20 protein-coding genes and 4 tRNA genes are annotated in these 20,146 nt (G+C 65.7%); 19 read left to right on the top strand and 5 right to left on the bottom strand.

Annotated features, from left to right (window positions below):
• Nucleotides 1-199 precede the first annotated feature (199 nt).
• The 9 genes from lepA to nagZ all read left to right on the top strand — a co-directional run bounded on the left by lepA (nucleotide 200) and on the right by nagZ (nucleotide 8,358).
• On the top strand, nucleotides 200-1,993 hold the full coding sequence (gene lepA, locus AC3WLF_RS27060) for a translation elongation factor 4 (protein ID WP_010814687.1): 1,794 nt from the start codon (nucleotides 200-202) through the stop codon (nucleotides 1,991-1,993).
• A gap of 95 nt (nucleotides 1,994-2,088) precedes the next feature.
• The gene (lepB, locus tag AC3WLF_RS27055) at nucleotides 2,089-2,988 is read left to right on the top strand and encodes a signal peptidase I (protein WP_011615721.1); all 900 of its coding nucleotides are present in this window, start codon (nucleotides 2,089-2,091) and stop codon (nucleotides 2,986-2,988) included.
• A gap of 50 nt (nucleotides 2,989-3,038) precedes the next feature.
• Nucleotides 3,039-3,431 (top strand): DUF4845 domain-containing protein, encoded by a 393-nt coding sequence (locus AC3WLF_RS27050; protein WP_492319864.1) that lies wholly within the window; start codon nucleotides 3,039-3,041, stop codon nucleotides 3,429-3,431.
• A 1-nt stretch (nucleotide 3,432) separates the two neighbouring features.
• Nucleotides 3,433-4,203, top strand: a complete 771-nt coding sequence (rnc, locus tag AC3WLF_RS27045; protein ID WP_010814690.1) for a ribonuclease III — start codon at nucleotides 3,433-3,435, stop codon at nucleotides 4,201-4,203.
• A complete protein-coding gene (gene era, locus AC3WLF_RS27040; RefSeq protein ID WP_010814691.1) occupies nucleotides 4,200-5,138 on the top strand; it encodes a GTPase Era in 939 nt (312 codons plus the stop codon). The genes rnc and era overlap by 4 nt, the downstream gene beginning before the upstream one ends.
• A 19-nt stretch (nucleotides 5,139-5,157) precedes the next feature.
• Nucleotides 5,158-6,051 (top strand): DNA repair protein RecO, encoded by an 894-nt coding sequence (gene recO, locus AC3WLF_RS27035; RefSeq protein ID WP_439670798.1) that lies wholly within the window; start codon nucleotides 5,158-5,160, stop codon nucleotides 6,049-6,051.
• Nucleotides 6,052-6,092: 41 nt separating this feature from the next.
• Nucleotides 6,093-6,875 (top strand): pyridoxine 5'-phosphate synthase, encoded by a 783-nt coding sequence (gene pdxJ / locus AC3WLF_RS27030; protein WP_011615719.1) that lies wholly within the window; start codon nucleotides 6,093-6,095, stop codon nucleotides 6,873-6,875.
• Complete coding sequence (gene acpS / locus AC3WLF_RS27025) at nucleotides 6,872-7,294, top strand: holo-ACP synthase (protein ID WP_340520375.1); 423 nt, start codon at nucleotides 6,872-6,874, stop codon at nucleotides 7,292-7,294. Before pdxJ ends, acpS begins: the two co-directional genes overlap by 4 nt.
• 14 nt (nucleotides 7,295-7,308) lie before the next feature.
• Nucleotides 7,309-8,358, top strand: a complete 1,050-nt coding sequence (gene nagZ, locus AC3WLF_RS27020; protein ID WP_492359059.1) for a beta-N-acetylhexosaminidase — start codon at nucleotides 7,309-7,311, stop codon at nucleotides 8,356-8,358.
• A gap of 88 nt (nucleotides 8,359-8,446) precedes the next feature.
• On the opposite strand, the gene efp is transcribed toward nagZ, so the two are convergent.
• Together efp and earP are read right to left on the bottom strand one after the other, a co-directional pair.
• Nucleotides 8,447-9,007, bottom strand: a complete 561-nt coding sequence (gene efp / locus AC3WLF_RS27015; RefSeq protein WP_010814696.1) for an elongation factor P — start codon at nucleotides 9,005-9,007, stop codon at nucleotides 8,447-8,449.
• Between the two features lie 211 nt (nucleotides 9,008-9,218).
• The gene (gene earP / locus AC3WLF_RS27010) at nucleotides 9,219-10,376 is read right to left on the bottom strand and encodes an elongation factor P maturation arginine rhamnosyltransferase EarP (protein WP_492319867.1); all 1,158 of its coding nucleotides are present in this window, start codon (nucleotides 10,374-10,376) and stop codon (nucleotides 9,219-9,221) included.
• A gap of 106 nt (nucleotides 10,377-10,482) precedes the next feature.
• On the opposite strand from earP, the gene uvrC reads away from it, so the two are divergent.
• The 6 genes from uvrC (at nucleotide 10,483) to AC3WLF_RS26980 (ending at nucleotide 15,401) form a co-directional block, all read left to right on the top strand.
• Nucleotides 10,483-12,525 carry an excinuclease ABC subunit UvrC gene (gene uvrC, locus AC3WLF_RS27005; RefSeq protein ID WP_492340336.1) on the top strand — a complete coding sequence of 681 codons (2,043 nt, stop codon included), beginning with the start codon at nucleotides 10,483-10,485 and terminating at the stop codon, nucleotides 12,523-12,525.
• Nucleotides 12,526-12,628: 103 nt separating this feature from the next.
• Complete coding sequence (gene pgsA / locus AC3WLF_RS27000) at nucleotides 12,629-13,228, top strand: CDP-diacylglycerol--glycerol-3-phosphate 3-phosphatidyltransferase (protein WP_013957352.1); 600 nt, start codon at nucleotides 12,629-12,631, stop codon at nucleotides 13,226-13,228.
• A gap of 172 nt (nucleotides 13,229-13,400) precedes the next feature.
• Nucleotides 13,401-13,476, top strand: a tRNA-Gly gene (locus AC3WLF_RS26995).
• A 60-nt stretch (nucleotides 13,477-13,536) separates the two neighbouring features.
• A tRNA-Gly gene (locus tag AC3WLF_RS26990) sits at nucleotides 13,537-13,612 on the top strand.
• A gap of 120 nt (nucleotides 13,613-13,732) precedes the next feature.
• Nucleotides 13,733-13,806, top strand: a tRNA-Cys gene (locus AC3WLF_RS26985).
• A 362-nt stretch (nucleotides 13,807-14,168) separates the two neighbouring features.
• Nucleotides 14,169-15,401: a cation:proton antiporter domain-containing protein gene (locus AC3WLF_RS26980; protein ID WP_492319869.1), complete on the top strand. Its 1,233-nt coding sequence runs from the start codon at nucleotides 14,169-14,171 to the stop codon at nucleotides 15,399-15,401.
• An 18-nt stretch (nucleotides 15,402-15,419) separates the two neighbouring features.
• Here the strand turns inward: AC3WLF_RS26980 and AC3WLF_RS26975 are convergent, their stop codons facing one another.
• Nucleotides 15,420-16,349, bottom strand: a complete 930-nt coding sequence (locus tag AC3WLF_RS26975; RefSeq protein ID WP_492319870.1) for a LysR family transcriptional regulator — start codon at nucleotides 16,347-16,349, stop codon at nucleotides 15,420-15,422.
• A 98-nt stretch (nucleotides 16,350-16,447) separates the two neighbouring features.
• On the opposite strand from AC3WLF_RS26975, the gene AC3WLF_RS26970 reads away from it, so the two are divergent.
• On the top strand, nucleotides 16,448-17,542 hold the full coding sequence (locus AC3WLF_RS26970; protein ID WP_010814702.1) for a YeiH family protein: 1,095 nt from the start codon (nucleotides 16,448-16,450) through the stop codon (nucleotides 17,540-17,542).
• Nucleotides 17,543-17,628: 86 nt separating this feature from the next.
• Here the strand turns inward: AC3WLF_RS26970 and AC3WLF_RS26965 are convergent.
• Nucleotides 17,629-17,715 (bottom strand) — tRNA-Leu (locus tag AC3WLF_RS26965).
• Between the two features lie 187 nt (nucleotides 17,716-17,902).
• Between AC3WLF_RS26965 and AC3WLF_RS26960 the strand changes: the two genes are divergently transcribed.
• From AC3WLF_RS26960 to AC3WLF_RS26950, 3 genes are all read left to right on the top strand, one after another.
• The gene (locus tag AC3WLF_RS26960) at nucleotides 17,903-18,262 is read left to right on the top strand and encodes a hypothetical protein (RefSeq protein ID WP_492321724.1); all 360 of its coding nucleotides are present in this window, start codon (nucleotides 17,903-17,905) and stop codon (nucleotides 18,260-18,262) included.
• 270 nt (nucleotides 18,263-18,532) lie between these two features.
• Complete coding sequence (locus tag AC3WLF_RS26955) at nucleotides 18,533-18,790, top strand: hypothetical protein (RefSeq protein ID WP_492321725.1); 258 nt, start codon at nucleotides 18,533-18,535, stop codon at nucleotides 18,788-18,790.
• Nucleotides 18,791-18,949: 159 nt separating this feature from the next.
• On the top strand, nucleotides 18,950-19,357 hold the full coding sequence (locus AC3WLF_RS26950; RefSeq protein WP_010814705.1) for a heme-binding protein: 408 nt from the start codon (nucleotides 18,950-18,952) through the stop codon (nucleotides 19,355-19,357).
• Nucleotides 19,358-19,628: 271 nt separating this feature from the next.
• Here AC3WLF_RS26950 and AC3WLF_RS26945 read toward each other — a convergent pair whose 3' ends face one another.
• Nucleotides 19,629-19,958, bottom strand: coding sequence for a hemin uptake protein HemP (locus AC3WLF_RS26945; RefSeq protein WP_010814706.1), 330 nt, complete (start codon nucleotides 19,956-19,958; stop codon nucleotides 19,629-19,631).
• Nucleotides 19,959-20,146: the final 188 nt, after the last annotated feature.

The raw sequence follows: 20,146 nt of genomic DNA, 5'->3' as shown, positions 1-20,146 counted from the left end.
GTAACCGCCGCCAACCGCGCCACGCCGCCATTTGACGACCCGGAAGTCATTGAAAATCCGGTAAAATTGCGGATTGGCGCAAAAATTGCACCCCCCGAACCTGCGGTACGCCCGCGCCCGCCTTGCGGCGCGCGGCGCCGGGCCGCTCAACCGCTTGTTGCCGCGCGGGCTCTCACGCCGGCGCCCCCCTGAACACTAGATGGACCATATCCGTAATTTCTCGATCATTGCCCATATCGACCATGGGAAGTCCACCCTGGCCGACCGGATCATTCAGCTTTGTGGAGGGCTGTCGGATCGGGAGATGGAAGCGCAGGTCCTCGATTCGATGGATATCGAAAAGGAGCGCGGCATCACCATCAAGGCGCAGACCGCTGCGCTCAGCTACAAGGCGCGCGACGGCAAGGTCTACAACCTGAACCTGATCGACACCCCGGGACACGTCGACTTCAGCTATGAAGTGAGCCGCTCGCTGTCCGCCTGCGAAGGCGCGCTGCTGGTGGTCGACGCCTCGCAGGGCGTTGAGGCGCAGACCGTGGCCAACTGCTACACCGCGATCGAGCTGGGCGTGGAAGTGGTGCCGGTGCTGAACAAGATCGACCTGCCGCAGGCCGATCCCGATAACGCGATCCAGGAGATCGAGGACGTGATCGGCATCGACGCGCAGGACGCCACGCCGTGCTCGGCCAAGACCGGGCAGGGCGTGCAGGACGTGATCGAGGCGCTGATCGCCAAGGTGCCGCCGCCCGAGGGCGACGCCGACGCGCCGCTGCAGGCGCTGATCATCGATTCGTGGTTCGACAACTACGTTGGCGTGGTGATGCTGGTGCGCGTGGTCAACGGCACCCTGCGTCCCAAGGACAAGGTGCTGCTGATGGCCAACGGCTCACAGCACCTGGTCGAGCAGGTGGGCGTGTTTACGCCGAAGTCGATCCCCCGCGATGCGCTGACGGCGGGCCAGGTGGGCTTTGTCATCGCCGGCATCAAGGAACTGAAGGCGGCCAAGGTGGGCGATACCATCACCACCATGCAGCGCAAGGCCGAAGCGCCGCTGCCGGGCTTCAAGGAAGTCAAGCCGCAGGTGTTCGCCGGCCTGTACCCGGTTGAGGCAAACCAGTACGAGGCGCTGCGCGAGTCATTGGAAAAGCTGCGGCTCAACGATGCCTCGCTGATGTTCGAGCCGGAAGTGTCGCAGGCGCTGGGCTTCGGCTTCCGCTGCGGCTTCCTCGGCCTGCTGCACATGGAGATCGTGCAGGAGCGCCTGGAGCGCGAGTTCGACATGGACCTGATCACCACCGCGCCGACGGTGGTGTACCAGGTCGAGATGCGCGACGGCACCGTGATCACCGTGGAAAATCCGGCGAAGATGCCGGACCCGAGCAAGATCGAGGCGATCCTGGAACCGATCGTCACCGTGAACCTGTATATGCCGCAGGAATATGTCGGCTCGGTGATTACGCTGTGCACGCAGAAGCGTGGCTCGCAAATCAACATGAGCTACCACGGCAAGCAGGTGCAGCTGACCTACGAAATCCCGATGGCGGAAATCGTGATGGACTTCTTCGACCGCCTGAAGTCGGTGTCGCGCGGCTATGCGTCGATGGACTATGAGTTCAAGGAATATCGCCCGTCGGACGTGGTCAAGGTCGACATCCTGATCAACAGCGACAAGGTCGATGCGCTGTCGGTGATCGTGCACCGATCGAACTCGCAATACCGCGGCCGCGAGGTCGCGGCCAAGATGCGCGAGATCATTCCGCGCCAGATGTACGACGTGGCGATCCAGGCCGCCATCGGCGCGAATATCATTGCGCGCGAAAACGTCAAGGCGCTGCGCAAGAACGTGCTGGCCAAGTGCTACGGCGGCGACATCACGCGCAAGAAGAAGCTGCTGGAAAAGCAGAAGGCGGGCAAGAAGCGGATGAAGCAGGTCGGTACGGTCGAGATCCCGCAGGAGGCTTTCCTGGCCATCCTGCAGGTGGATGACAAGTAAGAAGGCGCCGCGAGCAGGGCAGTGCCACGCGCGGCGGCTTGCCGCCGTGGTGAAAGAACAGGCTGTACCAGGATTTCAAAAAACCAGAAGCCGTCATGAATTTTGCACTGATCCTTTTTGTGCTGGTGGTGATTACGGGCGTCGCGTGGGTTGCGGACAAGCTCGTGTTCGAGCGGCAGCGCCGCTCTTCGGCGCGCCTGGCGCTGGCCGAGTTCGATTCGCGCCAGGCCGACCTGCAGGGCCGCTTCGGCGCGGCGGAAGCTGACGCCACGCGCAAGCGCCTGGCCGAGGAAAAGCTGCGCCAGCCGTGGTGGCTGGAATATTCGGCCAGTTTCTTCCCGGTGATCCTGGCGGTGTTCGTGCTGCGCTCGTTCGTGGTCGAGCCGTTCAAGATCCCGTCCGGCTCGATGATCCCGACGCTGCTGATCGGCGACTTCATCCTGGTCAACAAGTACGAGTACGGCATCCGCCTGCCGGTGGTGAACAAGAAGGTCATGGACATGGGCGAGCCGCAGCGCGGCGACGTCATGGTGTTCCGCTACCCGAAGGACCCGTCGCTCGACTACATCAAGCGCGTGATCGGCGTGCCGGGCGACGTGGTGCAGTATGCCAACAAGCGCCTGACCATCAACGGCAAGCCGGCCGAGTACGCCGCGCTGCCGGATTTCCTGGACGAGGAGCGCCTGGCATATTCCAGGCATTTCCGCGAAAAGCTGCCAGGCAGCGTCGATCATGGCATCCTGAACGACGCCGACCGCCCGGCGTTTATCGCGGGGGCGGACCCGGATTTCCCGTACCGGGAAAACTGCACTTACAATCAGCAGGGCGTGACCTGCAAGGTACCTGCAGGTCACTATTTCGTCATGGGTGACAACCGGGACAACAGCCTGGATTCCCGTTTCTGGGGGTTCGTGCCGGATGAGAATATCGTCGGCAAGGCCTTTGTAATCTGGATGAACCTGGGCAATTTCGGACGCGTGGGAACGTTCAAATAAGAATCCCCGCGGCGCAAGAACACTCAACGCTAAACGAGGACGAGCGCATCATGGGTCAACTTGGGAAGGTGGGGGGCAGGAATCCGGTACGACGCCGGGCAGGCATAGGCGGGTTTTCCGTCTGGACGCTGCTGGTGATCGTGGTGTTCGTGATCGGGGTGGCCTTGCCGGCCCTGCGCGCGATCCCGAGCCTGGTGGAGTATTTTTCGGTCAAGCGCGCCGCCAGCTATGCCAAGCAGCGCGCCGCCAACAAGCGCGAAGTGGTCGATTTTTTTGAAAAGCAGGCAGCCATCGACCGGATTACCGCAATCAAGGCCGAGGACCTCCTGATCCGGGAAGACGAGAACGGCACCATCCAGTCGGTCGATTTCTCGTACCGGACCGAGGTACCCGTCTACGGACCCCTGAGCCTACTGATTACCTATTCAGGAACGCAGCACTGATATGAACCTCGACGCCTTGCAGCAACGACTCGGCTACCGATTCAGCAAGCCCGAATTGCTGCAACAGGCGCTGACGCACCGCAGCCACAGCGCCCAGCACAACGAACGCCTTGAATTCCTGGGCGATTCGGTGCTCAACTGCGCCGTGGCCGACATGCTCTATGGCATGTTCGGCAAGCTCGACGAGGGCGACCTGTCGCGCGTGCGGGCCAACCTGGTCAAGCAGCAGGCCCTGTACGAGATCGCCCAGATGCTGCAGCTGTCCGACACGCTGCGCCTGGGCGAGGGCGAACTCAAGAGCGGCGGCTTCCGCCGTCCGTCCATCCTCGCCGATGCGCTCGAAGCCATCGTCGGCGCGGTGTTTCTCGACGCCGGCTTCGACGCCGCGCGCGCGCTGATCCGCAAGCTCTATATCCCGATCCTGGAGCAGGTCGATCCGCGCACGCTGGGCAAGGACGCCAAGACCCTGCTGCAGGAATACCTGCAGGGCCACAAGATCGCCCTGCCGCAATATAACGTAATCGCCACACACGGGGCCGCGCACAGCCAGCAGTTTGAAGTCGAGTGCACGGTGCCTAAACTGGAAGTCCGGGTGTTCGGCACCGGCGCCTCGCGGCGCGCCGCCGAGCAGGCCGCCGCCAAGCTGGCACTGGATGAAGTCCAGAAGCTGGTGCCGCAGCTGCTCAAGCGCAGCCGCGCCGAGCGCACCGGCAAGACCCGCAAGCAACCCGTGCCGCAAGACCCACAGCTGTCTCTCAGGTTGAAGGAATGACCGAATCTACCCATCCGCAGCAAGACGCGGCGGATACCCCGGCCGCGGCGTTCCGCTGCGGCACCGTGGCCATCGTCGGCCGCCCCAACGTGGGCAAGTCCACGCTGATGAACGCGCTGGTCGGCCAGAAGATCAGCATCACCTCGCGCAAGGCGCAGACCACGCGCCACCGCATCGTCGGCATCCAGACCACGGATGACGCGCAGTATGTGTTCGTCGACACGCCGGGCTTCCAGACCCGCCACGCCAGCGCGCTGAACCGTTCGCTGAACCGCGCGGTCACGTCCACGCTGTCGTCGGTGGACCTGGTCCTGTTCGTGGTCGAGGCCGGCTACTACGGCGCCGACGACGAGAAGGTGCTGTCGCTGCTGCCGAAGAACACGCCGGTGCTGCTGGTCGCCAACAAGCTGGACCGCGTCAACGGCGAGAACCGCCTGGAAGTGATGATGCCCTTCCTGGAAAAGATGGGGCAGCAGTTCCCGTTCCGCGAAGTGGTGCCGATGACGGCCAAGACCCACGACCATATCGCGCGCCTGTTCGAGATCATCCGGCCCTACCTGCCGGAAGGCGAGCCGATGTACGACGCCGACGCCATGACCGACCGCAGCGAGCGCTTCCTGGCCTCGGAGATCATCCGCGAGAAGGTGTTCCGCTGGACCGGCGACGAGCTGCCGTACACCAGCACCGTGATCATCGACAAGTTTGAGACCGAAGGCCGCCTGCGCCGCGTCTTTGCCACCATCCTGGTCGAGCGCGACGCGCACAAGGCCATGATCATCGGCAACAAGGGCGCCAAGCTCAAGCAGATCTCCACCGAGGCGCGCCTGGACATGGAAAAGCTGTTCGACGGCAAGGTCTACCTGGAAATGTGGATCAAGGTGAAGAGCGGCTGGGCCGACAACGAAGCAGGGCTGCGCGCGTACGGCTACGAGTGAGCACAACAGCGAGCGACCAGTGAGCAAGACGGCTGACATCGCGCGCGCGCCGGCGCCGGCGCCACGGTCCCGCCGCGCCGACCCCGTGGTCGACGAGGCCGCCGAACTGCTCGACAGCAAGGCGCTGCCCGGCATGGCCGACGCTGCCGCGCGCGCGATGATGGATCGCGCCATGCGCATCGTGCCGGCCCGGCCCGAGTCGCGCGTGGCCGAGCAGCCCGGCTTTGTGCTGCATGCCTGGCCGTATCGCGAGACCAGCCTGATCCTGGACCTGTTCACGCGCGACTACGGCCGCATCTCGATGGTGGCCAAGGGCGCCAAGCGCCCGCACTCCGCACTGCGCGCGGTATTGCAGCATTTCCACCCGGTCTCGGTGTCATGGAGCGGCCGCGGCGAGGTCAAGACCCTGACCAAGGCCGAGTGGGTCGGCGGCATGCCGCCGCTGGCCGGCGACGCGCTGCTGTCGGCGTTCTACCTGAACGAGCTGCTGATGCGCTTCTGCCCGCGCGAGGATGCGCATCCGGCCTTGTTCCGCCATTACCTGACGACGCTGACGCGGCTGGCGCACGGCGAGCAAGCCGGGCTGGTGCTGCGCAGCTTTGAACGCGTGCTGCTGCAGGAAACCGGCTTCGCGGTTGCGTTTGACCAGTGCCTGAGCACCGGCGAGCGGGTCCAGCCGGGCCTGGACTATGTCTACCAGCCAGAGCGCGGCGTGCGCCGCGCGCAGCCGAGCGACCCGTCGTCGTGGCCGGTGGTGACCGGCCAGACCCTGCTGGACATGGCGCAGGACGATTACAGCCGTGCGCAGACCGCCGCGCAAAGCCGCGCGCTGATGCGGTTCCTGCTGCATTATTATCTGCAAGGCGCGCCGCTGAAGACGCGCCAGATTCTGATCGACCTGCAGTATCTCTGACCGACTCAAGAACCATCCGACTCACTCCTGCACCTGCTCGCATGATCTTCCACGCAAATCCGGGCGTCATCGACCTTGGCGTCAATATCGACCACGTCGCCACGCTGCGCAACGCGCGCGGCACCGTGTACCCCGATCCCATCCGTGCCGCGCTGCTGGCGGAACAGGCCGGCGCCGACCTGATCACGCTGCACCTGCGCGAAGACCGCCGCCATATCCGCGATGCCGACGTGCGCGCGCTGCGTCCGCAACTGGCCACGCGCATGAACCTGGAATGCGCGCTCACGCAGGAGATGCTCGACATCGCCTGCGAGATCCGTCCGCAGGACGTATGCCTGGTGCCGGAGCGCCGCGAGGAAGTGACCACCGAGGGCGGGCTGGATGTGGCCGGGCGTTTCGAGCAGGTCAAGGCGGCGTGCGCGCAGCTGGCCGGTGCCGGCATCCGCGTGTCGCTGTTCATTGATGCCGATGCCGACCAGATCGCCGCGGCGGCCGCGTGCGGCGCGCCGGTGATCGAGCTGCATACCGGCCGCTATGCCGATGCGCATACGCCCGATGAGCAGGCGCTCGAGTTCCGCCGCATCGCCGATGGCGTCGATGCCGGCCAGAAGCACGGCCTGGTGGTCAACGCCGGCCATGGCCTGCACTACACCAATGTGCAGCCGATCGCCGCGCTGCCCGGCATCAAGGAGCTGAACATCGGCCACGCGATCGTGGCGCATGCGGTGTTCGCGGGCTGGGAGAACGCGGTGCGCGAGATGAAGGCCATCATGGTCGCTGCGCGCCTGGGCACGCGCTATCCTGCCGCGGGCGCCCCGGCGTGATCTACGGCGTCGGCACCGACATCATCCAGATCGCCCGCGTGCAGGGCGTGATGGAACGCACCAACGGCCGTTTCGCCGAGAAGGTGCTGGGCCCCGATGAGCTGGCCAAGTACCACGCGCGCAAGGCGCGCTCCGAGAAGCGCGGGCTGGCCTTCCTGTCCACGCGCTTCGCTGCCAAGGAGGCGTTCTCCAAGGCCATCGGCCTGGGCATGCGCTGGCCGATGACGTGGCGCGCCATGGAGCTGATGAACCTGCCGTCCGGCGAGCCCACGCCGGTATGCCATGGCGAGCTGGCCGCATGGCTGGCGGAACGCGGGCTCACCGTGCGGGTCAGTGTCAGTGACGAGCACGACTTTGCCGTCGCCTTCGCCATTGCCGAGCGTGCGGGCGGGGCGGCTTCCCAACCTACAGCCTTGTGAATCCAACAACTTCCATGTCCAAGAAGAACTCCGGCAAGCGGCCGGGCCCGGTGGTCCTCGACGTCGTCGGCAAGCAGCTCGACGCGGAAGATGCGCGCCGCATCGCGCATCCGCTGACCGGCGGCGTGATCCTGTTCGCGCGCAATTTCGAGTCGCGCGCGCAACTGCAGGCGCTGACGCGCGCCATCCGCGCGGTGCGCGACGACGTGCTGATCTGCATCGACCATGAAGGCGGGCGCGTGCAGCGCTGCAAGACCGACGGCTTCACCCACCTGCCGGCGATGCACCGCCTGGGCGAGCTGTGGGAGCGCGACGTGCTGGCCGCGACCAAGGCCGCCGTGGCCTGCGGCTATGTGCTGGCCGCCGAACTGCGCGCCAGCGACATCGACCTGAGCTTCACCCCGGTGCTGGACCTGGACTACGGCCGCAGCGCCGTGATCGGCGACCGTGCTTTCCACGCCGATCCGCGCGTGGTGTCGATGCTGGCCGGCCACCTGAACCACGGCCTGCTGCTGGCCGGCATGAGCAACTGCGGCAAGCACTTCCCTGGCCACGGCTACGTCGAGGCCGATTCGCACGTGGCGATCCCGGTCGACGAGCGCTCGCTGGACGAGATCCTGGAGCAGGATGCGCGCCCGTACGAGTGGCTGGGCCTGTCGCTGTCGTCGGTGATGCCGGCGCACGTGATCTACCCCAAGGTCGACCCGAACCCGGCCGGCTTCTCGCGCTACTGGCTGCAGGACGTGCTGCGCGCCCAGCTGGGCTTCGAGGGCGTGATCTTCAGCGACGACCTCAGCATGGAAGGCGCCAGCGTCGCCGGCAATGTCACCGAGGCCGCGCGCGCCGCGCTGACCGCGGGCTGTGACATGGTGCTGATCTGCAACCACCCGGAGCGCGCCGACCAGTTGCTGACCGAGCTGGACGTGGGCATCGACAAGACCTCGCAGCGCCGCATCCGCAAGCTGTTCGCGCGCAGGAAGCCGCTGGACTGGAACAAGCTGCACCAGGAAGGCGAGTACCGCGCCGCGCTGCGCACGCTGAAAGAGCACGACCTGATCGCCTGAACGGGGCCGCGTGCACAAACAAAAATGGCAGCCGCGGCTGCCATTTTTGTTGACCGGCCCCGCGCTGAAGCGGGGCGAAGCAAGCGCCTTAGTTGGCGCGGCTGCGGTATTCGCCGGTGCGGGTGTCGATTTCGATCTTGTCGCCGATGTTGCAGAACAGCGGCACTTGCAGCTCGAAGCCGGTGTTGATCTTGGCGCCCTTGAGCACCTTGCCCGACGAGGTGTCGCCCTTGACGGCCGGCTCGGTGTAGACGATTTCACGGACCAGCGTGGTCGGCATTTCAACCGAGATGGCCTTGTCGTTGTAGAACACCACTTCAACGTTCATGCCGTCTTCGAGGTAGTTCAGCGAGTCGCCCATGCTGTCCTTCTCGACTTCGTACTGGTTGTAGTCGGCGTCCATGAACACGTACATCGGGTCAGCGAAGTACGAGTAGGTGCATTCGCGGCGCTCCAGCACCACGACCTCGAACTTGTCGTCGGCCTTGAACACCGACTCGCCCGGTGCGTCCGTCAGCAGGTTCTTGTACTTCATCTTGACCACAGCGGCGTTGCGGCCCGACTTGTTGTATTCGGCCTTCTGCACGACCATCGGATCGCCGCCGATCATGAACACGTTACCGACGCGGAGTTCCTGTGCGATTTTCATCTGAACTGTTTTCCTGAAATAGAAAGTAGGAATTTGGAATGGCGAAGGCGCGCTGCCGGCATCACCTGCGGTGAGCCTGTGAGCCCCAACGAGAGGCGTTCACGCGCTCGCGACCCCGTGCTCAGCTTGCATACAGGTCTTCGCCCAGTGTCGGTCTGACGCCTGGGAAAGGCCCTGGTTCTCCGGCCCGGTCGCCATTTGAATCAACCGATCATTTTACCTGATTTTCGCAAAACGCCACCAGGTTGGCGGCAAGATCGCCGGGATGCTGCAAACGCCGCTCCCAGCGCGCTGCGATCGCGGCAAGTGCCGGCAGGTGCGCACGCAGGCGCGGCCAGTCCACGGCATTGCCATAGCCGTTCCAGGCGTGCCAGAAGTCCGTCAGCGCGGCCGCTGCTTCCGGCGCCACGCCGCCCTGGCCGAACAGGTCGAGCCAGGCGTCCAGCTTCACCCGGTGCGCGGCATCGTCCTGCGGGTAGATATGCCACACCAGCGGCCGCGCCGCCCATTGCGCGCGCACGAAGGAATCCTCGCCGCGCACGAAGTTCAGGTCGCAGGCCCACAGCAGTTCGTCAAAGTGCTCCTGGCGTACGAAAGGGATGAGCTGCACGCACAGGCTGCCGCGTTCCACCGGGTCGCCAATCCGCAGCGGGGCACCCAGCCATTCGGCGACCTGGTCCGCGGCCAGGCCTGCGGGCACCAGGCAATGGACCGCCTCGGCGGCATCGCGCCATTGCTCCAGCAGCGCGGGCAGGGCCGGGTTGCGGTAGGCAAACAGGCTCACGCGCAGCGCATCGGGCCGGGGCATCACGCTCAGCCGGTGCCACAAGGCCGCCTGGGCAGCCGTGCCGCCGAGGAAGGCGGCGCGCTGCGCGCCCAGCATCGATTCCCGCAGCAGGCCGCCGGTGCCGGGCTCGAAGCCGGGGAAGAAGAAATGCTTCACCAGCGGCAGCCGCGGATGGGGCGAGGGCATCGCATGGTGCTCCCGTACCCAAGGCTCGGCGCTCAGGTATTCCAGGTTGATCCAGGCGGGTTTGGGGTCACGCGCGGCCATGCGGGCCAGGAAGGCTTGCGGCACATCACAGGCGAAGGCTTCGATGACGGCATCGTGTGGCTCGACCCCGGCGGTGTCATCCACGCTGTCGCCACCCGGCCGCCACGGACGGATCTCCACGCCCGCCAGGCGCTGCACCGTGGCGCCGGTATCGAGTTCCGGCGCCAGCCGCGCGAAGCTGGCCAGGTCATCGACCCACAGCCGCACCGCGTGCCCGTGTTCCTGTGCGAGCTGGCGTGCCAGCCGCCAGCAGACGCCGATGTCGCCGAAATTGTCGATCACGGTGCAGAAGATGTCCCAGGAGCGGATAGGCATGGCGGGTGAGGGGCGGGCGGGGCGCGCGCTGAATTGCTCTAAACTTGCGATTTTAGAGGCCATGCCGTTTTGATGCGCGCAGGCCGTGTAGCGGTCACCGTCCCCAATGTCCGACCAGCAACCCGATTCCCCAAATCCCGCCGACGAAGTTCCGGCCGAAGCGGCGGCCGCCCGGCCAGCCGAGGTGACTGCCGAGGCGGCTGCTGAAGCGCCGCCGGAGCCGTTCGACCCGCGCCCGGTCATTTCCCGCCTGCCCGGCCTGCCGGGCGTGTACCGCTATTTCGACGCGGCCGGCAATGTGCTGTACGTGGGCAAGGCGCGCGACCTGAAGAAGCGGGTGTCGAGCTACTTCAACAAGACCCAGTTGTCGCCGCGTATTGCGATGATGGTGGCGCGCATTGCCCGCATCGATACCACGGTGGTGCGCACCGAGGCCGAGGCGCTGCTGCTCGAGAACAACCTGATCAAGGCGCTGGCGCCGCGCTACAACATCCTGTTCCGCGACGACAAGTCGTACCCGTTCCTGAAGCTGACCGGGCACCGCTTCCCGCGCATGGCGTACTACCGCGGCGCCACCGACCGCAAGCACCAGTACTTCGGGCCGTTCCCTAGCGCCTATGCGGTGCGCGAGAGCATGCAGATCCTGCAGAAGGTGTTCCAGCTGCGCACCTGCGAGGACACCGTCTTCAACAACCGCACGCGGCCGTGCCTGCTGCACCAGATCCATCGCTGCACCGGGCCGTGCGTCAACGCCATCAGCGAAGAGGACTATGCGCGCGATGTCGCCAACGCGGCGCGCTTCCTGCAAGGCCGCCAGACCGAGGTGCTGGAAGGCCTGCAGGGCAAGATGGAACAGCATGCCGAGCGGCTGGAGTTCGAGCAGGCCGCGGCCGTGCGCGACCAGATCGCGGCGCTGTCGACCGTGCTCAAGCGCCAGGCGGTGGAAGAGGTGGGCGGGCAGGCGCGCGACATCGACGTGCTGGCCGTCGCCGTGGAGGGCGGGCGTGCCTGCGTCAACCTGGCCATGGTGCGCGGCAGCCGCCATCTGGGCGACAAGGCCTACTTCCCGGCCCATGCCGACGAAGCGGCGATGATCGTCGAGGATGCCGATGAGCGCGACGATGACAGCGCCGCCACCGCGCCGCCGCTGACCGTCGACCGCATCGCCACCCGGGTGCTGTCGGCCTTCATGGTGCAGCACTACCTGGAGCAGCCGGCGCCGCCCATCATCGTCGTCAGCCATGCGCCGGACGATGCCACGGTGCTCGAGGCGCTGACGCTGCACGCCGGGCGCAAGGTCACGCTGGTGCGCCAGCCGCAGGGCCAGCGCAAGATCTGGCTGGAGATGGCGCAGCAGGGCGCGGCGCTGGCGCTGTCGCGCCGGCTGGCCGAGCAGGGCAGCCAGGAGGCACGCACGCGCGCGCTGGCCGAAACCATCGGGCTGGACCTGGAAGACCTGGCGCTGCTGCGCGTGGAATGCTTCGACATCAGCCATACCGCCGGCGAGGCCACCCAGGCATCGTGCGTGGTGTACCACCACCACGACATGCAGAACAGCGAATACCGCCGCTACAACATCCAGGACATCATTCCCGGCGATGACTACGCGGCCATGCGCCAGGTGCTGACGCGGCGCTACCAGAAGCTGGTCGAGCAGATCCAGGAAGACGGCGGCATGGAGGCCGGCAGCGAAGCCGCGGCGCAGCTGCCGCAGATCGTGCTGATCGACGGCGGCAAGGGACAGGTCGAGGTGGCGCGGCAGGTGTTCGAAGAGCTCGGGCTGGATATCGGCCTGCTGGTCGGCGTGGCCAAGGGCGAGGGCCGCAAGGTCGGCCTGGAGACGCTGGTGTTCGCCGATGGCCGCCCGTCGCTGGAACTGGGGCAGGGCAGCGCCGCGCTGATGCTGGTGGCGCAGATCCGCGACGAGGCGCACCGCTTTGCCATCACCGGCATGCGCGCGCGCCGCGCCAAGACGCGCACCACCTCGCGCCTGGAAGAGATCGAGGGCATCGGCGCGCGCCGGCGCCAGAAGCTGCTGACCCGCTTCGGGGGGCTGCGCGGCGTGATGGCCGCCAGCATCGACGAACTGGCCAGCGTCGAGGGCATTTCACGCGGCCTGGCCGAAGAGATCTACCGGCAGTTGCACTGAGCGCGCGGGGCCGCGGGGTGGGAAATTGGCCAGTGATGGTCGATTGGTCCGGAAATCGGCGACAATCGCAAGATTGGTTACCGTCCCCCGCCGCCCGAGTTCCATGCCCTTCAATTTCCCGATCCTGCTGACCTGGCTTCGCGTCGCCATGATTCCCCTGGTGGTTGGCGTGTTCTACCTGCCCGACGCGTGGCTGCCGATGCACGCCAAGAACCTGACGGCGGCGTCGTTCTTCATCATTGCCGCGGTCACGGACTGGCTGGACGGGTTCCTTGCGCGGCGCTGGAACCAGACCTCGTCGTTCGGGGCCTTCCTGGACCCGGTCGCCGACAAGCTGATGGTGACGGCGGCGCTGCTTTCGCTGCTGGCACTGGGCCGGGTCACGGACCTGATCGCGCTGGTGATCATCGGGCGCGAGATCACCATTTCGGCGCTGCGTGAATGGATGGCGCAGATCGGCGCTTCCAAGAGCGTGGCGGTGAACTTCCTCGGCAAGCTCAAGACCACGGTGCAGATGGTGGCGATCCCGCTGCTGCTGTACAGCGACCGCCTGCTCGGCTTCGATGCCCACCTGCTCGGCACGTGGATGATCTACGTGGCGGCGGTGCTGACGCTTTGGTCGATGTTCTATTACATGAAGCTGGCCTGGCCGCAAATCCGCGAGCGCAGCGGGATGGTGGCGCGCGCCGGCGCGCAGAAATGAAAAGAATTTTTGAAAAGGTGTTGACGGCGAGAGCAGTTCTTTGCATAATCTCATTCTCGTTGCTGACGACGCAAACGAAAGCAGCGAGATAAGGTAGGTTTGACGCAAGATGTTGTGAGATAACAGCGTGTTGCGGCATAAAACGCCTTAGTTGGATTTTAGCGGTGCCCCTGCGGGAGTAGCTCAGTTGGTAGAGCGCAACCTTGCCAAGGTTGAGGTCGCGAGTTCGAGACTCGTCTCCCGCTCCAGGTTAAAGAAGGTCCGGCAGCGTGCTTGCACGATGCGGGGCTGGCAGCAAAAAGTTGTATGCGGGAGTAGCTCAGTTGGTAGAGCGCAACCTTGCCAAGGTTGAGGTCGCGAGTTCGAGACTCGTCTCCCGCTCCAATCCCCAAAGGGAAGCACCGCTTCCCTTTTTGTTTGGGTTGAATCGCCGCAAGACATTGCCGGAAGCTGCGCTCCGGCAGCATCGGCTGAATGCGGATACAATCCAGCAGCACGTCACCTGGCGGGGTGGCAGAGTGGTTATGCAGCGGCCTGCAAAGCCGTGTACGCCGGTTCGATTCCGACCTCCGCCTCCAGTTGCATGCAGAACGGCGCCTCGCGGCGCCGTTTTTGTTTTCCGGGCGCCGGATCGTTCGCCATCTCCGCGCCTCGGGCACGTGGCGGGCATGTTACATTACTCCTGTCGTACGCTTTTCGGGGGGCTCCGCGTGATGGATAGCGGGGCAGCATGTCAATCGCCATCCCCGATCCGTGACGCGCCGCCGGCGTGTCCGGGGCCGCTGCGGCACTTCCCGTTCTTCCCCGTTCCGATGCTGCTGCCAATTGTTGCGGCGACTTCCCCGCGCTGACCGCTGGTGCGCGCCGGAGGCGCTGTCGCGGTTGCCAGGGCTGGGAGCGGGTTAGCCGTTCAGCCCCTGACACGAGGAATCCCGCGCGCATGCATCACGCCACCCCGCTTATCAGTACCATCGTCGGCGGTATCGTCCTGGCCTTTATCCTTGGCGCCATCGCCAGCCGGCTGCGCCTGCCGCCGTTGATCGGCTACCTGTGCGCAGGCATCGTGGTCGGTCCGCACACGCCTGGCTATACCGCCGACCAGGCCCTGGCGCCGGAGTTGGCCGAGCTTGGCGTGATCCTGCTGATGTTCGGGGTGGGGCTGCACTTTTCGATCAAGGACCTGATGGCGGTCAAGCGCATCGCCATTCCGGGGGCGGTGGTGCAGATCGGCATCGCCACGCTGATGGGGATGCTGGTGGCCTGGGGCTTCGGCTGGTCATGGGGGCAGGGGCTGGTGTACGGACTGGCGCTGTCGGTGGCGAGCACCGTGGTGCTGCTCAAGGCCTTGCAGGAGCGTGACCTGGTGGAGTCGCCGCAGGGCCGCATCGCGGTCGGCTGGCTGATCGTGGAAGACCTGGCGATGGTGCTGGCCCTGGTGCTGCTGCCGGCCATGGCAGGTCTGCTGGCGGGCGCCGGCGAAACACCGGGCGAGGCCGCGCCGGCTACCGGTGACGTGGTGCTCGCGATCTTCGCGACGCTGGGCAAGGTGGCCGCTTTCGTTGCGGTGATGCTGGTGATCGGCCGGCGCTTTATCCCGTGGATGCTGGAGCGCATCGTCTGGACCGGCAACCGCGAGATGTTCCGCCTGGGCGTGCTGGCGACGGCGCTGGGCGTGGCCTACGGCGCCTATGCGCTCTTTGGCGTGTCGTTCGCGCTGGGCGCGTTCTTTGCCGGCATGGTGCTGGCGGAGTCCGAGTTCAGTCATCGTGCGGCCGAAGAGTCGCTGCCGCTGCGCGATGCCTTCGCCGTGCTTTTCTTCGTATCCGTGGGCATGCTGTTCGACCCGATGGTGCTGGTCAACGACCCGTGGGGCGTGCTGGCGACGGTGTTTATCATCGTGGTGGGCAAGTCGCTGGCGGCGCTGGGCATCGTGCGTGCCTTCGGGCATTCCGGGCAGACCGGCATGACCATTGCCGTGAGCCTGGCGCAGATCGGCGAGTTCTCGTTCATTCTCGCCAGCCTCGGCGTCTACCTGAAGATCCTGCCCGAGCGCGGCCAGGCGCTGATCCTGGCTGGGGCGCTGCTGTCGATCATGCTCAATCCGGTGCTGTTCCACCTGCTCGACCTGTACACGGCGCGGCGCCATCGCAGCGCGGATCCGCAGCCGGCGTGACCGTAGCCTGGGTTCGGCTCAGCCGCCGATCCGCGGCGCCATGGTGCGCAGGTATTCGGTAAAGGCCAGTAGCCCTTGGGTCGGGAACTTGTCCTGGTGCACCACCAGCTGCAGCGGCCGCACGATGCGTGGCAGGCCGTCGCGGATCGCCACCAGCGTGCCGCGCTCCAGTTCATCGCGCACCACATGCAGCGACAGGCAACTGACGCCGAAGCCGCTCATTACGGCGCGCTTGATGGCTTCGGCGTTGCCCAGCTCCAGCGCGAAGCGCAACTCGCCCAGCAACGGCACCAGCCGTTCCTCGATGACCTCGCGCGTGCCCGAGCCCGGCTCGCGCACGATCCATTCGGCATCGCGCAGCGCCACCAGGTCATGCGGCGCGGCCGCAAGCGGATGCGAGGGGCCGACCACCACCACCATCTCGTCGTCGCACCAGCGCACGCTGCGCAGGTCGCGCTCATGGCTGGCGCCTTCGACCAGGCCGATATCGGCGTCGAACTGCAGCAACGATTGCAGCACCTCGCGGGTATTGCCGATGCGCAGGTCCAGCGTGCACGGGCCGCTGCGCGAATGGCGGAAGCCCGCCAGCAGCGGCGGCAGGATGTAGCTGCCTATGGTATTGCTGGCCGCGATGCGCAGCTGCACGCCGGTCTGGGTGGCAAAGCGCTCCAGTTCCTGGGCCTGGTCCAGCAGCGACAGCGCGCGCGGGAAAAACTGGCGTCCGGTCTCGTTGATGCTGAGCCGGCGGGCCACGCGGTCGAACAGCGGGCTGTCGAGCGCGCGTTCAAGCTCGGCCAGCGAGGCGCTGACGGCCGACTGCGACATCGCAAGTGCCTGCGCCGCCGCCATGGTGCTGCCATGCTGGGCCACGGCAACGAAGACGGACAGCTGGCGCAGCGTCAGGCGCAGGGGGCGGTGTTCGGGCCGGGGATCGGGGCGGTGGTCCATATCGATATAATCAATAATGCATACCGATATTACCCGTTTTACGGGTTAGCGGGGCGCCAGTACGCTTGAGTCACTAAAGAACACGACCCGAGCCTGCCATGTCCTCCGTCTCCGCCCCCCGCACCACCCCGGCCGCCGCGCCGGCCTTGCCGCCGCCGTGGTCGCAGCGCCTGCTGACACTGGTCCCGCTGGGCGGCATTGCCTGGTTGGCGATTGCGCTGGCCGAGCATCCGGCCGTGGCGCGCTATGGCCTCAGCGCGCTGACGCTGGCCATGTGCGCCGGCATGGTCGCGGCCAATACGCTGCCGCGCCACTGGCTGGCGCCGCTGGCCCCCGGCATGCAGGTCGCACGCCACCACCTGCTGCGCCTGGGCGTGGCACTGTACGGGCTGCGCCTGACCTTTGCCTCGATCGTCGCGCTGGGGCTGCCGGGCATCGTGGTGCCGCTGACCATGCTGGTGGCCACGCTGCTGTTCGGCACCTGGGTGGGCACCACGTTCTTCGGCCTGAGCCGCCGCGAAGCGATCCTGGTCAGCTCCGGCAGCGCCATCTGCGGTGCCGCCGCGGCCATTGCCGTATCGTCGGTGGTGCGCACCGACGACAAGCAGACCGCCGTGGCGGTGGCGACCGTGGTGCTGTTCGGCACCGTCGGCATGCTGCTTTATCCCTATCTGTACGAACTGGCGACAGGCCATTGGCACTGGGCCGTCAGCGAGCGCATGTTCGGCATCTTTACCGGCGCGACGCTGCACGAGGTGGCCCAGGTGATCGCCGCCGGCAAGATGATCAGCGAGCCGACCGCCGACGCTGCCGTGGTGGCCAAGATGGTGCGCGTGCTGGCATTGGGCCCGCTGCTGCTGGTGATGGCGCTGTGGCCGCAGGGCGGCGAGCAAGCCGAGCAAGGCACCGCAGGCGGCAGCCGCCTGCATGGCATCCTGAAGTCGGTGCCGTGGTTCGCGGTGGGGTTTGTCGCGGTGATGGCGGTCAACTCGGCCGGCACCGTGCCCACTGCCTGGAAGGCGCCGCTGATCGCACTGGACAACTGGCTGCTGGCCTGCGCGATGCTGGCGATCGGCCTGCACACCCGCATCGGCGACCTGGTGCGCGCCGGACGCAAGCCGCTGGCGCTGGCCGGTGTGCTGTTCGTATTCCTGATGGGGGTGGGTGCGCTGATGTGCTACGCGATGGCCTGACGCGCGCGGAGCTGAAGGCATCAAAAGAAGGGGCCGATGGCCCCTTCTTTTATTTTGAAACGGGAGCGGAAGGGGGCTGTACACCCTGGTGCGGCCGACGGGACTCGAACCCGTAAGCCTGGAAAGGCGGCAGATTTTAAGTCTGCTGAGTCTACCAATTTCTCCACGGCCGCACGGCAAGCCCGGTATTGTGGTGGCTCGGCATCCCGGATGCAAGCGCGTTACTGCGGCGGGCGCCGGGCGCGCGAAAAAGTGACGCCACTGTTACGGCTGGTAACAATGTCGACCTTGCCGTTGCACCTGGAAAATTCCGAACCCCTACAATACGGATTAAGAGAAATCTCACATTGAGAGGCGGATATGAAACGTTGGTGGCTCGCAGCATTCGGTGTCGCAGCCGGGCTTGCTTCCGGGGCAGCAATGGCCCATGTGAGCGTCGGCGTGGCAATCGGCGTGCCGGGCGTAGTGGTTGGCGCGCCCGCCTATTATCCGCCAGCCCCGGCTTACTATGCACCGCCGCCTGTCGTGGTGGCGCCCGCGCCGGTCTACTACGGTCCGCCGCCGGTGGTGGTGCGGCCGCGTCCGGTCTATTACGGTCCTGGCTACTACGGCCCGCCGCGCTATTACGGCGGCCACCGCGGCTACTATGGCCCGCCGGGATACCATCGTGGGCACGGCCACCGGCATGGGCATGGCCACGGCCGTTGGCACGACGACTGATCGTCGTTCGACCTGCGCAAGCTTTTTGAAAGAGAAGGGGCCCTCCGGGGCCCTTTCCTTTTTCCTGCCGCACTGCGACATGAGGCGCTGAAGCCAGTTCCAGGAAATTCGCCCCCTTGGTCAGAGTAGTCAAATTATTTGAACAGACTGCTCAAAGCGTCACCTCTATCGTTATAAGGGTTTCCCCCTAAACTATCGGTGTGACATCGTGATGACGGCACTGCAACGTGCTGCACGGTGCCTCGACCAACAATAGCAAGGGGAATATCCATGAAGATCACACAAGCCGTTGCTGCCGTCGCAGCGCTGGCCGCGCTGGGCGCGCTTTCCACCTCCGCATTTGCCGCCGTCGGCAAGGTCGATCCGTACCTGGACGGCGCCAGGGTCGGCAAGACGGACCCGTACACCGATGGTGCCAAGATGGGCAAGGTTGATCCGTTCACCGACGGTGCCCGCCTCGCCAAGCCCGATCCGTACACCGATGGCGCGCTCATTGGCAAGCCGGATCCGTTCTCGGACGGCGCCTGAATCGCTGTTGTCCGTCTATGTTGAATGGCCCGCCCAAGCGCGGGCCATTCTTGTTTTTCCCCGCGCTCCGGCGCACCGCAATGGGGCGCCTGTCATGACGATGGCGGGGGTGCGGCGCTATACTTCGGCCTTAACCAAATGAATGACCAGGAGAGTGGCATGCAGCAAAAAACGGTTCTGACGGCAGACGACGTGAAGAAGATCATGGCCGCAGCGGAAACCGAGGCGAAAAATCATCAATGGGCCGTGTCCATTGTCGTGGTGGACGATGGCGGCCATCTGCTGGCGATGCAGCGCCTGGATGGTGCCGCGCCGATCTCGGCCTATATTGCCGGCGAAAAGGCCCGTACCTCGGCGCTGGGCCGTCGCGAGTCGAAGGTCTACGAAGACATGATCAACAACGGTCGCTACTCGTTCATGACGGCGCCGGTGCTGCAAGGCATGCTGGAGGGCGGCGTGCCCATCGTCTGCAACGATCAGGTGGTCGGTGCCGTGGGCGTGTCGGGCGTGAAGTCGACCGAAGACGCGCAGATCGCGCGTGCCGGTATCGCTGCGCTGGGCCTGTAAAGCCCTTGCGCCGGCCATTGTGCCGGCGCATGAAAAGGCCCCGCTGGCATGGCCTGCGGGGCGGCATAAAAGAGGGCATGGCTGGGTACGGTCGGCCCGGCGTGGGGTCTGAATCCCGCCCGCGGCACCAGTACCTGGCTACTGCCCAACACCTCGTTCCGAGGTGGTCCCCACAAAAGTCTTTACTGCCACGTACGTGGCACCCGCGCCCAACGCGGGTCTCGGTCGCTTCCCTCTGGCTTCAACCTTGCGGTATCGCCGCGGGGCCGCGTCATTTCGTCAGGATCAGCTTGCCGTAGCGCGTGACGCGCAGCGTGTAGACATCGCCGTTGTGCAGGATCGGCAGGGTGCTGGCGCCACGCATGATGGCGTCCAGGGCCACCGCCTCGCCAGCAGGCGCTGGCGACAGGCTGTCGCGCACCAGTGCCTCGAGCCGGGCGGGCAGGGCCGCCACCGCGGACTTCACGGATGCGATGGTCGACGGTGCCGCCTTCGCGCTGGCCTCGCGGCGCGGTTGCGCGGCGACCTCGACGCGGCGCAGCGACAGCCGGCGGCGGGTGACTTCACGCGGTTGCGACAGCGGCAGGGAAAGTGTGCTCATCTTCTGGCTCCGTTCTGCAAAAAGGGCGCGCCGGTTATGGCGCAGTCGATGGAAAGATATTAAATGAGAATTGTTATCATTACAATAGCCTCTGGATAAGATTCGCGGAACGCTTCGTGCGTGCCTTCCATACCATTCAGTACGAACTAATGTGGGCTGCCGCAACGCGATCACACGGCAAACTGCCT

The organism is Cupriavidus sp. FW306-01-F10A (genome assembly GCF_058782785.1).
The sequence above is the reverse complement of the archived record's forward strand: the minus strand, read 5'-3'. Positions and strand labels throughout refer to the sequence as shown.

Bases quoted from the DNA above. Each gene is read 5' to 3' on its own strand.
- lepB (WP_011615721.1), top strand. From the start codon at position 2,089: ATGAATTTTGCACTGATCCTTTTTGTGCTGGTGGTGATTACGGGCGTC.
- rnc (WP_010814690.1), top strand. From the start codon at position 3,433: ATGAACCTCGACGCCTTGCAGCAACGACTCGGCTACCGATTCAGCAAG.
- AC3WLF_RS26960 (WP_492321724.1), top strand. From the start codon at position 17,903: ATGAAACGTTGGTGGCTCGCAGCATTCGGTGTCGCAGCCGGGCTTGCT.
- nagZ (WP_492359059.1), top strand. From the start codon at position 7,309: ATGTCCAAGAAGAACTCCGGCAAGCGGCCGGGCCCGGTGGTCCTCGAC.
- AC3WLF_RS26980 (WP_492319869.1), top strand. From the start codon at position 14,169: ATGCATCACGCCACCCCGCTTATCAGTACCATCGTCGGCGGTATCGTC.
- AC3WLF_RS27050 (WP_492319864.1), top strand. From the start codon at position 3,039: ATGGGTCAACTTGGGAAGGTGGGGGGCAGGAATCCGGTACGACGCCGG.
- pdxJ (WP_011615719.1), top strand. From the start codon at position 6,093: ATGATCTTCCACGCAAATCCGGGCGTCATCGACCTTGGCGTCAATATC.
- AC3WLF_RS26945 (WP_010814706.1), bottom strand. From the start codon at position 19,958: ATGAGCACACTTTCCCTGCCGCTGTCGCAACCGCGTGAAGTCACCCGC.
- pgsA (WP_013957352.1), top strand. From the start codon at position 12,629: ATGCCCTTCAATTTCCCGATCCTGCTGACCTGGCTTCGCGTCGCCATG.
- AC3WLF_RS26970 (WP_010814702.1), top strand. From the start codon at position 16,448: ATGTCCTCCGTCTCCGCCCCCCGCACCACCCCGGCCGCCGCGCCGGCC.
- era (WP_010814691.1), top strand. From the start codon at position 4,200: ATGACCGAATCTACCCATCCGCAGCAAGACGCGGCGGATACCCCGGCC.
- uvrC (WP_492340336.1), top strand. From the start codon at position 10,483: ATGTCCGACCAGCAACCCGATTCCCCAAATCCCGCCGACGAAGTTCCG.
- AC3WLF_RS26950 (WP_010814705.1), top strand. From the start codon at position 18,950: ATGCAGCAAAAAACGGTTCTGACGGCAGACGACGTGAAGAAGATCATG.
- earP (WP_492319867.1), bottom strand. From the start codon at position 10,376: ATGCCTATCCGCTCCTGGGACATCTTCTGCACCGTGATCGACAATTTC.
- efp (WP_010814696.1), bottom strand. From the start codon at position 9,007: ATGAAAATCGCACAGGAACTCCGCGTCGGTAACGTGTTCATGATCGGC.
- lepA (WP_010814687.1), top strand. From the start codon at position 200: ATGGACCATATCCGTAATTTCTCGATCATTGCCCATATCGACCATGGG.
- AC3WLF_RS26975 (WP_492319870.1), bottom strand. From the start codon at position 16,349: ATGGACCACCGCCCCGATCCCCGGCCCGAACACCGCCCCCTGCGCCTG.
- AC3WLF_RS26955 (WP_492321725.1), top strand. From the start codon at position 18,533: ATGAAGATCACACAAGCCGTTGCTGCCGTCGCAGCGCTGGCCGCGCTG.